The sequence below is a fragment of the Planococcus sp. TJ-201 genome, from assembly GCF_058268495.1.
The window spans coordinates 256,746-270,600 of record NZ_JBZDOG010000005.1 but is presented as its reverse complement, the minus strand read 5'-3'; the positions used below and the strand labels follow the sequence as shown (position 1 = coordinate 270,600).

14 protein-coding genes are annotated in these 13,855 nt (G+C 43.9%); 7 read left to right on the top strand and 7 right to left on the bottom strand.

The window, feature by feature from the left end; translation table 11 throughout:
* Position 1 precedes the first annotated feature (1 nt).
* The 4 genes from AC4EG4_RS14010 (at position 2) to AC4EG4_RS13995 (ending at position 2,418) form a co-directional block, all read left to right on the top strand.
* Positions 2 to 1,081 (top strand): M42 family metallopeptidase, encoded by a 1,080-nt coding sequence (locus tag AC4EG4_RS14010; RefSeq protein WP_490988162.1) that lies wholly within the window; start codon positions 2 to 4, stop codon positions 1,079 to 1,081.
* Positions 1,082 to 1,442: 361 nt separating this feature from the next.
* Positions 1,443 to 1,682, top strand: a complete 240-nt coding sequence (locus tag AC4EG4_RS14005; RefSeq protein WP_490988161.1) for a helix-turn-helix transcriptional regulator — start codon at positions 1,443 to 1,445, stop codon at positions 1,680 to 1,682.
* The gene (locus AC4EG4_RS14000; protein WP_490988160.1) at positions 1,672 to 2,022 is read left to right on the top strand and encodes a DUF2178 domain-containing protein; all 351 of its coding nucleotides are present in this window, start codon (positions 1,672 to 1,674) and stop codon (positions 2,020 to 2,022) included. Before AC4EG4_RS14005 ends, AC4EG4_RS14000 begins: the two co-directional genes overlap by 11 nt.
* A 207-nt stretch (positions 2,023 to 2,229) precedes the next feature.
* Positions 2,230 to 2,418, top strand: coding sequence for a hypothetical protein (locus AC4EG4_RS13995; RefSeq protein WP_490988159.1), 189 nt, complete (start codon positions 2,230 to 2,232; stop codon positions 2,416 to 2,418).
* 148 nt (positions 2,419 to 2,566) lie between these two features.
* Here AC4EG4_RS13995 and AC4EG4_RS13990 read toward each other — a convergent pair whose 3' ends face one another.
* The gene (locus tag AC4EG4_RS13990) at positions 2,567 to 3,661 is read right to left on the bottom strand and encodes an NAD(P)-dependent alcohol dehydrogenase (protein ID WP_490988158.1); all 1,095 of its coding nucleotides are present in this window, start codon (positions 3,659 to 3,661) and stop codon (positions 2,567 to 2,569) included.
* A 176-nt stretch (positions 3,662 to 3,837) separates the two neighbouring features.
* Between AC4EG4_RS13990 and AC4EG4_RS13985 the strand changes: the two genes are divergently transcribed.
* A complete protein-coding gene (locus AC4EG4_RS13985) occupies positions 3,838 to 4,683 on the top strand; it encodes a mechanosensitive ion channel family protein (RefSeq protein ID WP_490988157.1) in 846 nt (281 codons plus the stop codon).
* 46 nt (positions 4,684 to 4,729) lie between these two features.
* Here the strand turns inward: AC4EG4_RS13985 and AC4EG4_RS13980 are convergent, their stop codons facing one another.
* On the bottom strand, positions 4,730 to 5,218 hold the full coding sequence (locus AC4EG4_RS13980; RefSeq protein WP_490988156.1) for a DUF948 domain-containing protein: 489 nt from the start codon (positions 5,216 to 5,218) through the stop codon (positions 4,730 to 4,732).
* Positions 5,219 to 5,428: 210 nt separating this feature from the next.
* Here AC4EG4_RS13980 and coaW point away from each other — a divergent pair, with 210 nt between their 5' ends.
* The gene (coaW, locus tag AC4EG4_RS13975) at positions 5,429 to 6,244 is read left to right on the top strand and encodes a type II pantothenate kinase (RefSeq protein ID WP_490988155.1); all 816 of its coding nucleotides are present in this window, start codon (positions 5,429 to 5,431) and stop codon (positions 6,242 to 6,244) included.
* Positions 6,245 to 6,309: 65 nt separating this feature from the next.
* On the opposite strand, the gene AC4EG4_RS13970 is transcribed toward coaW, so the two are convergent.
* The 3 genes from AC4EG4_RS13970 to AC4EG4_RS13960 all read right to left on the bottom strand — a co-directional run bounded on the left by AC4EG4_RS13970 (position 6,310) and on the right by AC4EG4_RS13960 (position 9,011).
* The gene (locus AC4EG4_RS13970; protein WP_490979508.1) at positions 6,310 to 6,861 is read right to left on the bottom strand and encodes an MFS transporter; all 552 of its coding nucleotides are present in this window, start codon (positions 6,859 to 6,861) and stop codon (positions 6,310 to 6,312) included.
* Entirely contained in the window at positions 6,858 to 8,288 is a 1,431-nt protein-coding gene (locus AC4EG4_RS13965) for an FAD-binding protein (protein ID WP_490988154.1), read from the bottom strand. The genes AC4EG4_RS13970 and AC4EG4_RS13965 overlap by 4 nt, the downstream gene beginning before the upstream one ends.
* Positions 8,289 to 8,453: 165 nt before the next feature.
* On the bottom strand, positions 8,454 to 9,011 hold the full coding sequence (locus tag AC4EG4_RS13960) for a nitroreductase family protein (RefSeq protein ID WP_490979765.1): 558 nt from the start codon (positions 9,009 to 9,011) through the stop codon (positions 8,454 to 8,456).
* A gap of 155 nt (positions 9,012 to 9,166) precedes the next feature.
* On the opposite strand from AC4EG4_RS13960, the gene AC4EG4_RS13955 reads away from it, so the two are divergent.
* The gene (locus AC4EG4_RS13955) at positions 9,167 to 10,564 is read left to right on the top strand and encodes a protoporphyrinogen oxidase (protein WP_490988153.1); all 1,398 of its coding nucleotides are present in this window, start codon (positions 9,167 to 9,169) and stop codon (positions 10,562 to 10,564) included.
* A 114-nt stretch (positions 10,565 to 10,678) separates the two neighbouring features.
* Here the strand turns inward: AC4EG4_RS13955 and katA are convergent, their stop codons facing one another.
* A complete protein-coding gene (gene katA / locus AC4EG4_RS13950; protein ID WP_490988152.1) occupies positions 10,679 to 12,145 on the bottom strand; it encodes a catalase KatA in 1,467 nt (488 codons plus the stop codon).
* 237 nt (positions 12,146 to 12,382) lie between these two features.
* A complete protein-coding gene (locus AC4EG4_RS13945) occupies positions 12,383 to 13,426 on the bottom strand; it encodes a C40 family peptidase (RefSeq protein WP_490979766.1) in 1,044 nt (347 codons plus the stop codon).
* Positions 13,427 to 13,855: the final 429 nt, after the last annotated feature.

The following is a 13,855-nucleotide window of genomic DNA, read 5'->3' as shown; positions in this document are numbered from 1 at the left end:
GTTGTATGAATTGCTGAAAGATTTATGTGAACTGGTAGGGCCAAGCGGATTTGAACAGGACGTTCAACGCTTTATCAAAAAGGAAATAGAAAACAAAGTGGACAACGTAGAAGTCGATGCGCTGGGAAATCTGCTTGCAACCGTAAAAGCGACAGATCCACAGATGCCATCCATTCTGCTGGCGGCGCATGCCGATGAGATCGGCTTTATCGTCAAGAAAATCGAGCCGAACGGCACCCTGCGTTTCGAGCAGCTTGGCGGATTCGATAACCGCGTCCTGCTGGCCCAGCCAGTTATGATTAAAGGAGCCGAGGGTTATATAGAAGGGGTAATTGGAACATTAGCGGTCCACTATGTAAAGTGGGATGATCCCAAGCGCATCGCTTCCCACCGCGATTTATATATCGATGTGGGGGCGTCTTCGGCAGAGGAAGTACTGGAAATGGGCATCAAAGTCGGCCAACCCATCAGCTATGGCAGCGGGCTGAAGTTAGCTGGAGACAAGAAGCGCAACCGCGTTGTCGGAAAAGCGTTGGATGACCGGGCAGGCTGTGCTGTGTTGATCGAGCTGATCAACAATTTGGCATCAAACAAAGACAGCAAGCATGGCGACATCTACTGTGTCTTCACGGTTCAGGAAGAAGTTGGCTTGCGCGGAGCTTCTGTGTTGTCGCCGGGCATCAAACCCGATTTCGCCTTGGCTGTTGATACCACACCGACAAGTGATACGTACGACGTCCTCATGACAGGCACGCGGACGCTTGGAGACGGCCCTTGCATTAAAATTGCGGACAAATCATTGATTGCCCATCCGCTTGTCACAGGGCTGCTGGAAAAAGTGGCGGTGGAACAAAACATTCCTTACCAGCAGGAGATTTTCATGGGCATCGGTACGGATGCGGGAGCGATTCACATGACATCGACTGGGGTTTCGTCCGGAGTGGTTTCTATTCCTTCGCGCTATACACATACCCCAATTGAAATTGTCGATTTGGATGACCTGAAAAATACTGTGCGCTTGATGGAAGCATTTATTTTTTCTTCCAAGGAATTAGTTGGGAAAAACTTTCTGGATACATGAAGACAACAGGAAAAGTCGAGTGCCTAAATCAGGGTGCTCGGCTTTTTTGCTTCAGGAGCATTGGTATTCAGTGCATTTTAGATATTTCCGTTCGTAAATATGGGTATAAGTCAGGGAACGTTTGTAAAGTGTTTTGATACATTTACGAACGGTTTACATTTGGAATAGTGACAATTAAAAGTGTAAGAATAGAATACATCAGATTGATGTGGGAATCATGAATTTTGCCAGGTTCTTTTTATATGCCAATACTTTAGTAAAAAGTATTTTAGTTTAAAGTAAAATTAATTTTATATTTTATATAAGTTTACTTTGCTTTTATAAATTCATAATTTATAATTTGGTTCAAGAGGTGATGATTATGAAAAAAGATTTTGGTGATTTGATATCCAACAAAGTTTATGAATACCGTGTGCTTGCTAGAATGTCTCAACAAGAATTAGCGGAGAAGGTCGGAGTTTCTAAACAAACTATCTTCGTAATGGAAAAAGGAAATTATGTTCCGACTCTATTGTTAGCTTTTCGAATTGCCAACTTTTTTAATGTCGATGTAAACGATATTTTTACTTATGTGAAAGGAAATGATCAAAATGATAACTAATTTTATCTCAAACATTCATAACGCTATTTTTAACCCTTTAAGGTCCTGGGCTGAACAATCTACGGGAAATTGGAACATGCTCATTGGCATTGGTTTTTTACTGGTTATGGGGAGTGCAATTTTTCTCTATATAGTTTATAAGAAGATTGGGGAAGGTGATGAACGAACAAATCAAATCTATTTAAAAAGTAGTTTTTATATGCTGGGTGCGATCATTTTGTGTGACATGATTTTTCCTAAAGAGTATATGTGGACCATTTTTTTCCTCTTCAAATATGCACTGGCATTTTTAGCAGCTGGAATTTACATGACTGTCCGATATAAAAAGGATTTTGCCTAAAGAAAAGTTGGCATTTATAGAAACGAAAAGGGTTAGTAAAATAAATGCTTAAGCAATTTTATATTGATTTAGACACATAATTTATGAGAAGCAGAGTATCCTGTCATTTCTGAATATATTAATTATTGAAACTAATCGCAGTTATAAACGTATAATAATATATAGAGGGGTAATAAGCGACGACTAAAATGAGAAGGGGTGGGATATATGCATTGGATGATGTGGATGTTTTGGGGAACCCTTGCAGGTATATTTTTAATCGGTTATCTAGTAGATGTTTTGACTAAACGGAAATACAGCTTAAATAAGCAGGAAAAAACATTAAATCAAAATTCAGCCGAAGCAGATGCTCGGCGGCAAGCTGGACAGAATAATCACCAAGGTGGAATGTTTTAAATGGATGAACAAATTGGGTTAGCTAATTTACAGTTATCAAAAAATGAGCCAGGAGATACATTTCCTGGCTCATTTTTATTTAGAATACGTAACTCATGCATTTTATTTTATAGAGAAGGGGTATGGCAACTTCACAAATTCAAGCGCTTTACGGTTGACCCATTTTTACAATCGGTTTGATGCTGATGCCTTTTTTAGAGTCTTCGAATGCTTCGTTAAGCTGGTCAAAAGCATAGACTTTAGTCAATTTATCGAACGGGAATAGGCCGCGTTTGTAGTAATCCACCAGCTGTGGAATAAATACTTGCGGGATCGAATCGCCTTCAATTACGCCCATGACGGTTTTGCCTTCTGCCATGATGTCGTTATGGACATCGAATGTGATTTCAGGTGTTACCCCAACAATGGCGCACGAACCAAGCGGGCGAAGGGCATGGATTGCTTGTTTAACAACCGGCGGTACACCTGTCGTTTCAACTGCGTAATGGGTACCGCCTTTTGTAATGTTTTTGATTTCTTTTACGACATCGATATTTTTGCCGTTGAGGGTATGCGTTGCCCCCAATTCTTTTGCCAGTTCTAGGCGTCCATCATGAATATCGACTGCGATGATGTTAAAGCACCCAGCGATTTTCGCCGCCATGACTGCGCTCAATCCGACCGCGCCGCTGCCGTAAATCGCAATAGAAGAGCCAAACTCAGGTTTGAACCGGTTCAACACCGTCCCAGCACCCGTCTGAATGCCGCAGCCTAAAGGTCCAAGTAAGGTTAAATCTACTTCCGGATCTACTTTGACGACATTTCGTTCGTTGGTAACCGCAAAGGTCCCAAAAGAAGATTGGCCGAAGAACGTCGACACGGCATGGTCGTGGTGATGGATTCGGTTTGTGCCGTCCTGCATTTTGCCTCCAAAATTCAAGTCGTTGAAGTTTAAGCAAACAGTCGGATGTCCCGTCAGGCAATTTTCGCAATGGCCGCAATAAGCGAAGGACAGCACCACGTGATCGCCAGCTTGGACGGTCGTAACAGCAGATCCTACTTTTTCTACGATTCCTGAACCTTCATGCCCCAAAACTGCGGGAAATGGCGACAAGCCCAAATCTCTTGCTACAGCGTCTGTATGGCAAACACCGGACGCCACAATTTTCACCAGCACCTCATTCATTTTTGGTTCGCCTAGCTCCACTTCTTCAAATTTAAATTCTTCCCCTAAGCCATGTGTAACCGCTGCTTGTATTTTCATTAGAATCCTCCTCGGTATAGTTGATCTACTTCCATCACTACCCGAATCTCTTCGATTTAGTCACGACGAATGAAATGGAGCGTGCATATATGTTATAAAGAAACAGGACTATGAAACACAATTTTGGCAGATTGAGTAATCTGCTGTATTGCCGCAAAATGGAAAGGATGATTTTTATGAATTTTGAAAGCTTTGATTGGGAAGCGCTGCTCTTTAATGCAGGTGTAATTGCCGCCCAAATAATCGGTATTTTAATCGCTTTTGCTTTAGTCAAAGCAATCGGCAAAAAACTGATAAACCGTTTCTTCGATAAACTGCTGGTAAAAGGAGACGTGACAAAAGGCCGTGCATTGACCTTGCAAAGCTTATCGGAAAACGTGTTCTCTTATGTATTGATTTTTATACTGGTTGCGACTTTATTCAATATATTTGGCTTGTCTGTCGCGAGCTTGATAGCCGGCGCGGGAATTGTAGGACTGGCGATCGGCTTTGGCGCCCAGGGCCTTGTCAGTGACGTAGTGACCGGTTTCTTCCTGCTGCTGGAAAAGCAGTTGGATGTAAACGACTATGTGACTGTCGGCAGCCTCGATGGGATCGTTGAAGCAGTTGGGCTAAGAACGACGCAAATCCGCAGTTTTGACGGCACCTTGAACTACATTCCGAATCGCGACATCACCACAGTCAGCAACCATTCGCGCGGCAATATGCGGGCACTCGTGGATATTGGCATCTCTTACGATGAAAATATCGATGAGGCGGTCGGCATCATCCAAACAGCTTGCGACCAGGTGGCAGCAAAAGATTCAACGATTGTTGAAGGTCCTGATGTTATCGGGGTGCAGGCATTCGGGGCATCCGATGTGACCTTGCGCGTCATTGCAAAAGCGCAGAGCGGAGAACAATGGGCGGTAGAACGTCAATTGCGCAAAGCTATTAAAGAAGCACTCGATGCCAATGGCATTGAAATTCCGTTTCCGCACCAGGTCAACATCCAGAAGAATATGGAAATTCAGAAAAGCTAAGCGAGAACATAAAAAAGGCAGCCTATGCGGCTGCCTTTTCTCATTTTTAATAGTTTTTCTGCACCTGATTCTCATCAGCTGCAGAGTTTGGTGTATACGTGGCATTGATGGTTTCGGAAGATATTCTGTTTTTTATAAAAGTAACAAAGCCTATCGCTGTGTTGCTGTACTGATTAACTTCCGCAATGCGCTGTCTGTCATGGTCGACTCGTGATGCAATGCCACCCGTAATTGCTCGGACCGAAGCATTCAAGTCTATGACCGAATTCATCGTGCCTTTTGCTGCATCAACAAGCGTGCCAACTTTTTCGGATTTCAGTTGAACGTCTTCTTTTAATTCATTTGCGTTGTGCGACAAGGTTGTTACTTCCAGGTTGAGTTTGTCGACCCGCTCTTTCAAATTGTTCGCGGAACCCTTCATTTTCTTCATGGGTTCTTTCATTCCTGATATCAGCATAACGACGCCGACGATTGCGATGATTAATCCCACTACGAAAATGGCGAGTGCTATGTAAAGCCAAATTGTTAAATCCATACTGCTTCCTCCTCTGATTTATTGATGTCTTGGGTATGTTATACCCGTAAAACCGTTCTAATTAACATACGGAATAGAAGTGAAAGCTTTTGTTTCGCGGCATGGCTGGCAAACACCTCCCATAATAGAAACGAGTATGGTAGAATTTTATCATATGTGTATAGATTATCTGGCATTTTTTAAAAGGTGCGAGAAAGAGCAGGTGCGGAAATGATTGTCGGAATAGATGCAGGCGGTACGTTGATCAAAGTGGCGTATACCACGAACGGGGAAGTCCATTTTGAAAAATACCCAATTGCTGAAATTGAGCGGGTTGCTGACTGGGTAAACGGTCTAGGCAACAGTAAGGTATGTGTAACGGGAGGCAAGTCAGGTGTTCTGATTTCCTTGCTCCATCAGCCAGTCCAGGAAATGGTGGAGTTCGAAGCAACTCACCTTGGTGTGCAAGTTCTCCTCAAAAAGATGGGGCGCTTGGAAGATGCTTATTTGGTAACGAACGTTGGGACTGGCACCTCTATTCATTGCATCCAGGACAATGGGCATGAGCGTTTAGGCGGCACGGGTGTCGGCGGCGGAACATTAGTCGGGTTAAGTCACTTGCTGACTGGCGTTACGCGGTACGAAGACATTGTTGCTTTGGCAAAAAAAGGTTCTCGTGAACGGATTGATTTAAAAGTGAAGCACATTTACGAGGGGAAAGAGCCTCCGATCTCTGGAGAGCTGACGGCAAGCAACTTTGGCCAGAATTTGTTTGCCATTTCAGAAGAGTTGACGAAAGAAGAACTGTTGGCAACGGTTATTGGCTTGGTGGGGGAGACCGTCAGTACGGTTAGTGTTCAGGCAGCCCACCAATGCAGAAGCTCGACGATTGTCTACATCGGTTCCTCTTTCATTGATAATCCTTTGTTGAAAGAAGTGGTCACCAGCTACACCATTTTGCGTGGTTCGGTTCCGCTATTTCTCGATAACGGCGAATTTTCAGGAGCCATGGGAGCCATGTCTGTACTGAATAAAAAAACAGTGTAAAGTTTGATTAAAAAGACGTGTTCTCTCGAGCCAAATCGCTGGCAGAAGGGAACACGTCTTTTAAGTTAACTAGACAGATTGCTAGCGTTTTCCAGTTTCAATAACTGCAGCCCGCTCCAGGCGAAAACAAGAGAAGCAATGTAAAAGATACTGGCAATCGTCAAAAAATCGACAAGGTAGCCTGTGGCGATCACCGCGAGAGCGGCGGCGACAGAAGTCCAAACATGATAACGACCGATTTGTGTGCCAGCGATTTCTTTTGTGACATAGCGTGCCAGAACCGTTTTTTCGGAATTTTTTTGAACGGCTCCCAATACACCCATCAGAACCTGCAGAATGTACACGTGCCAAACTTCTGAAGCCAGCGGAAAGAACAACAAGAGGATGGCCATTCCCCAGGAATAGACAGTGAGAAAGGTTTTGTCTCCAATTTGGTCAGCGTATTTTCCAATCAGTGGATAGCACAACGCAGCCGTCAGTGCGAATAAGCCGTAAGCCCAGCCGAACTGGGCATAGCTGTCCCCGACGTTTTTGATCAGCAAAATATAGAATGGAAAAATCATGCTTGATGCCATGCCGATGGTGCCTTGGTAATAAATAAAACGTTTGTAGTTCATGGCCGGTACTCCTCGTAAAAAAGATTCATAAAGCGGTGTTCTGGATCAAACCGATCCTTCAATTCGAAAAATTCCTCGGTTCTCGGGTAGGCGCTCTGCATTTGGTCCTTTGTCGGGTAGCCGAAATATGGAAGGTAATAACTGCCATCATGTGCAAGCGTGACATCGATCATTTTCTGAACAACGTCCTGTGTTTGCTGAATGCTCTTCTTATCGGTTCCTTGATTGACGAGCAGCACAAGTGAAAACATATCTTCTTTGGCATAGGACAAAACCGCGTCTTCGTTTTGTTCCACATAGCGGATCGTAACATTCAATAAGTTAAAATCGGGATTGTCTTCCAGTACCGCTTTTAACGCCGGGATATAGTGTTCAAATTGATCCACAGGCACAAAGTACTCTTGGAGAATTTCTGTTTTTCGGCTATTGTCATACTCCATAAATTCGGAATCCGAACGCATAACATTATTGCGTGAAACAAGGTTTCCATCAATTTGCTGGGTATAGGTTGTTTGAGCGTTCCAAAAGCTGTCTTTTCCGGCATCGTTGATTCGTGAAAGTCCGAGGAAAAACTTCGGCACAGCCACCAGATTCTCCGTTTTTAGTTTTTGATATTCAGGGAACCGTGTTTGATCCTGGGCTGACTTGTACGTAATCGCATACATTTCTTCCATGAAAGACTCGGGTGCAATGGAAATGCGAGCCAGGTGCATTTTGGCATCGGGGTTGTCCTGCACTTGTTGCTTGAAGTACCCTGGGTAGTCGCTGTAAGACATGCTAGCCGTGTGGGTTTCATACAACTCATCGTCTGTCAGCTCCAGTGTGACATCCAATATAATGCCGAATAACCCATAGCCGCCAAGAACTGCATAAAACAACTTACTGTTTTCCGTAGGGCTCAATTGAAGAATCTCACCTTCGGCATTCAGCAAACGCATGGAGACAACCGTATCGGTCAATCCACCGTTGCGGATATCCAGACCGTGGGCATTGACGCTCAGCGAACCGCCAACCGTAAAAATGTTCTGCGACTGGCTGACTTTCAGCGATAGGCCATAGGAATTGATGGCTTCCTGTATATCAGCCCACCGTGCGCCACTTTGCACTGTCACTGTCTTTGCTTCTTCATCTACTTTAATGATTCGATTATAAGGTTTCATATCGATCATAATGCCGTTCGGATAAACTGTCTGTCCGCCTTGGCTATGCTGCATGCCAGCGATAGACAGGACGTCCCCGTTCTGTTTGGCACCCAGGACAATCTGTTGGAGTTCATCTTGACTCATTCCAGACTTTACGGTTTTGATCTCGACGGGCAAAAGCCGTTGATGCAATTCAGCATCTGGACCATTCAAGTGGGTGGAATAAGCGTAAACGGACAAGCCAAATACACACAGGTACAAAAGCGCTATCCAGGCTTTTTTCATCGTATGGTCACCCTTTTCGTCAAAGTTGGAGTTCTATCATAATTAGACCGCTGTTTTTTGAAATAGTTCCCATAAAAATAAACTAATTAAAGTGCTTATACAGCTATGACTTTTCAATAAATAAAAAGAGAAGGCGCAGTTGCACCTTCTCTTTGCAAGTTTCTGTTATTCGCTGATAATCGTCAATTTTTCGCGAATATCCGTCCGCTCCTGTTTGGCAGGAACGTGCGCAGGGTAGCCGATCATCATCGTCGCCACGATTTTTTCGCCCGGTTTCACACCAATGGCTTCACGGAACACCGGATTGTAAATCCAGTCGTTGGAGCGCCAAATCATGCCAATGCCGCGCTCCCAAGCTGCCAGCTGGAAGTTTTGCAGCATGGATGAAACGGCGCCATAGTCCTCATCCCATCTTCTTTGCCTCGGATCTTCCGGCATGATAACGACCAGGTGCAGCGGAATGCTGCGGAAGTAATCCGCTTTATTGAAGACTTTGGGTGGAACTTCTCCATCCGGGGTGCGCATGGAGTCAATAAATGCCTGAACGAACTTTTCCTTGCCGGCTTCTGTATACAGCTGAAAACGCCAAGGCTCGTTTACTTTATGATTGGGTGCCCATTTGGCAACATTTAGCAGTTCAATAATTTCTTCCACATTGACCGCATCAACCTTGAATTTTTTGATTGAGCGTCTCTCTATGATATTCTGGTCAATAGCATTCATCATTAAACGTCTCTCCCTTCCGCATAAAAAATGCGGGTCTCTATCCATTATCCTACCACGGAGAAGGGAGAAAGCGTGTCAAAAAAGACAAAAAGATCCCTGCTGCCAGGCTGAAATATTGGTAGAATGTAAGCATAAGCAAGGAGTGGATAAAGTTGAAAAAAGCTGTAGTTATCGGTGGAGGCATTACTGGCCTTTCCGCTTTGTATTATTTACAGAAGCTGAACCTGCGGGAGAACCTTGATCTGGAATTGGCATTAGTTGAGCGGGATCCGCAATTAGGTGGGAAAATAAAAACTGTAATAGATGATGAATTCATTATGGAAGTCGGGGCAGATTCGATTGTTGCACGTCATGCCAGCATTATGCCGTTGATTGAAGATCTGGGACTCGAGGACCGGGTTGTGTACAACGGCACGGGTATTTCCTATTTATATGCGAACAATGTGCTGCACGCCATTCCGAAAGATACGGTGTTCGGCATCCCAATGAACAAAGAAGCGCTGCTTAGTTCAACACTCGTGTCAGAAGAGGGCAAGCAGGCAGCGTTGAAGGATCTTGACAGCGTCAATGAAAGCTTCACGCGAGACAGTTCAATTGGAGAATTCCTCGAAGCGTTTCTCGGCAAAGAGTTGGTGGACAATCAAATTGCGCCGGTATTGTCTGGTGTGTATTCGGGTAATCTCCACGAACTGACTTTGGCGTCTACTTTGCCGTATCTGGTGGATTACAAAAATAAATACGGCAGCATCATCAAAGGCTTCGAAGCCAACAAGGAGTTTTTTCAAGGGACTGCCAATAAGAAGTTCATCTCATTTGATGGCGGCATGCAAGTGTTGATTGATGAGATGGAGAAACAGTCAGGACAAGCCCGTATCGTGAAAGGTGTGGGAACCACGTCGGTCCAAAAAAACGGCGGAGGCTACCTGGTGGCATTGGAGAATGGAGAAGTATTAGAAGCCGATTATGTAATTTTGGCAACACCTCACCAAGTTGCTCAACAACTTTTAGGAATTCCTGAGTTGGATCTCGAGTTTGATCAGTTCCTGAATTCTTCTTTACTCAGTGTTTATCTTGGGTTTGATGTACCAGACGAGCAGCTTCCGAAAGACGGGACGGGATTCATCGTCTCGCAGGGAAGTGATTTGCATTGCAATGCCTGCACTTGGACGAGCCGGAAATGGAGCCATACGTCAAAAAGCCATAAATTGCTGGTGCGTCTGTTTTATAAGAGCTCCCATCCATCTTATGGGCTCTTAAAAGACTTATCAGAAGAGGAACTGGCGAAAGCAGCAATGGAAGACGTCCGCAAAAGCTTGGGCATTGAAGAAGCACCTATAGCAGTTGAAGTGACGGGCTGGAAAAACTTGATGCCCAATTACCATATGGCCCATAAAACCGCGATCAGCGCACTGGAGCTGAAAATGGAAGAGTTAGTTCCTCGTGTCAAACTGGCCGGATCTTCCTACTTTGGAGTGGGAATTGGCGCTTGTATACAAAATGGTTCTGATTTGGCGAAAATCATTGCCAACCAATTGGTTGATGTAGAATAGAAGTGAAAAAGAAGCCGCAACTGGCTTCTTTTTTTTGTGAGGAAATAAAAAAGCCATCTATCCAGTATCGGATAAATGGCTAATTGAGAATATAGGTGTTAGGTTATTGAGTATTTATTTTGTTTCCGTAAGGTCAGGAACAGCAAGTCCAAGGCCATCTGCTACACGTGTGCCGAATTCAGCATCTGCTTTGTACAAATGGCTGATTTGGCGAAGCTTGATGTCATCCCGTTCAACAGCGCTTAAGCCGCCGACGAAAGTTGCAACAAGGCGTTCCTGCTCTTCAGCACTTTGCAGACGGTAAAGATCGCCTGGCTGCGTGTAATGATCTTCTTTAAAGTAAGGGACTGAATCTGTAACGCCAGATACTTCCATCTTCGCCGGTTTAGCCGCTTCAGTTTCAGTAGGGCCGCCATAGCTGTTTGGCTCGTAATAAACAGAACCGCCGCCATTATTGCCAAAGTTCATTTGGCCATCGCGCTGGTAGTTGTTGACTTGGTTTTTTGCTGCATTGATCGGCAGCATCTGGTGGTTAGCGCCGACACGGTGACGATGAGCATCGTGGTAGGCAAACAACCGGCCTTGCAGCATTTTATCCGGTGATACGTCAATGCCAGGAACCAATGTGCCTGGAGAGAAAGTCGCCTGCTCCACTTCAGCAAAATAGTTTTCCGGATTGCGGTTAAGCACCATGCGGCCAACTTCCATTAACGGATAGTCTTTGTGAGACCATGTTTTTGTTACATCAAATGGGTCGAAGCGATATGTGTTTGCATCTTCTAAAGGCATAACTTGGACATACATTTTCCATTCAGGGAAGTCGCCTTGTTCAATCGCATTGAACAAGTCTTCGGTATGGAAATCGGGATTTTCACCGGCAATTTTGTCAGCTACTTCCTGAGTGATGTTTTGAATGCCTTGTTCAGTAAGCATATGGTATTTGATCCAAACGGATTCGCCTTCTGCGTTTGTCCATTTGAATGTGTGGCTGCCGAAACCGTGCATGTGGCGAAGAGTAGCCGGAATTCCGCGGTCACCCATCAAATAAGTCACCTGGTGCAATGATTCTGGTGATAATGACCAGAAGTCCCATACTGCGTTCGGGTTTTTCAAGTGCGTGCGTGGGTCGCGTTTTTGTGTATGGATAAAATCAGGAAATTTAATTGCGTCTTGGATGAAGAAAATGGGCGTGTTGTTGCCAACTAAATCATAGTTTCCTTCTTCTGTATAAAACTTCAAAGAAAAACCACGCGGATCACGGACGGTATCCGCAGATCCCAGTTCACCAGCAACGGTTGAGAAGCGGGCAAACATGTCTGTTTTCTTGCCAACTTCAGATAAGAAAGCAGCCTTTGTATATTTGGAAACATCGTGAGTTACTTCAAAATAACCATGAGCGCCAGCGCCTTTGGCATGTACTACACGCTCAGGAATTCGTTCTCTGTTGAAATGCGCAAGCTTTTCAAGAAGATGGACATCCTGTAGAAGGATAGGACCGCGTTGTCCGGCTGTTTGGGAATTTTGATTGTCTCCGACTGGAGCACCCCAGCTGGTTGTTAATCCTGTTTTGTTTGTACTCATAAATCAAACACCTCGTTTTCTTTTTTTATATAAAACACTACATTCTTAATAATACCAGTTTTTAAATTAAAATCAATATTAAGTGATAATGATTATAATTAGCGAAAGATTACTGGTGTCAATTCGCTGTTTGAGCGGAAAAAAGAAGAGCGACGCTGATCACTGCCAGCGTCGCTCTTCTTTTTTTATAATCGGTTCTATTTATGTTGCTTAGTTTTTAGGTCAAGATTCTGGAGGCTATCTCATCACATTGAGGCGCTGATAGCTGTCGACATGTTTGCTCCAATAGCTGTCGTTCAAACTAGTGATTTGAACACGATCCCCGCCAGCATGAATAAAGCTGTTGTTGCCGATATAAATGCCCATATGTGAAATCCCAGCGCGGTATGTATCTTTAAAAAACACTAAATCGCCGACTAGAGGAGAACTTACGTTATAAGATATCGCGTCATAGCCGGTAGTGCTTGTTCTTGGGACACTAATCCCCGCCTGATTATAAACATGGTAAATGAAGCCGCTGCAATCGAAACCGCCTGGCGCTGCACCACCCCATTTATAAGGTGTGCCCAGCAATGAGTTAGCGGTAGCAATAAGAGTTGAAATATTGCCTGGTGTTGCAGGTGCAGCAGAGACGGGGTTAGAAACGGTTACAGGCTGTTTAGTTGCCGAACTGCCATCAACCTTTAAGACTTGGCCAATTCGGATTGAACTTGTGGTTAGGCCATTCAAGCTCATTAGTTGTGAAACAGAACTGCCGTGGCGTTTCGCGATATTTGATAGTGTATCGCCACTGGCTACGCGATATGTACTGGTTTTAGAAACCACTGGAGCTGCTGCAGGGGGTTTTGCGGTCGGTGCCGACGCCTGGCCACTAACGGTTAATTTTTGCCCGGGGCGGATATTGCTGTCGGACAACTTGTTCAACTGTTGGATGGAGCTAACACTCATGCTGTGGATACGGGCTATATGGGACAGAGTGTCTCCTGTTTTTACCGTATATGTATTCACAGAGTTGGCAGATGATTTAGGTGCACTAACTTTTTGTGGAGATGCGGCCGGAGTTGAGGCTGCAGAAACTTTAATTTTCTGATTTGGATAAATCGAATTGGAAGATAACTTGTTCCAAGAAATCAACTGATCAACTGAGACCTTATTAGTGGATGCGACTTTCCATAAAGTATCTCCTGGTTTAACGGTATAATCACTGGCCTCGGTATCCGAAGTACCAATGGCCAACGACAAAGCAGCGGCTGCAAATAACGTAAAAATAATTTTTCTCATCCTCAAACCCCTTTTTCTTTTCTATTGATAGACAATTCAATCTATTATCTGTAATTTCCTTAATTCTATATAATTAAATTAGTATAGGCAATAAGTTTCAATATTACATTTGTGTTACAAAGATATAAGTAGGATATTTACCGTTCTATATTATTCAACTTCAAGTTTTTCTAATTAGGCGTTTTTTGAAAAATGCTGATTCTTATATTAAAAATATCGACTATAATCTCCGAAAGTTAATAGCAAATACTAAATTACTACGAAAAGTATAATTACTATTTCTTTCTGAAAGATATATCACCAAATTTCTATTCAACTAAATTACTTAAAAGAGTTAGTTTCTAAAAGGGGAAGACCTTTTATCCCACCCATCTTAATCGTCTTGGAACGAACTGAAGAAGACTGTCTTTTCGTCATTTAGGAGAGCTA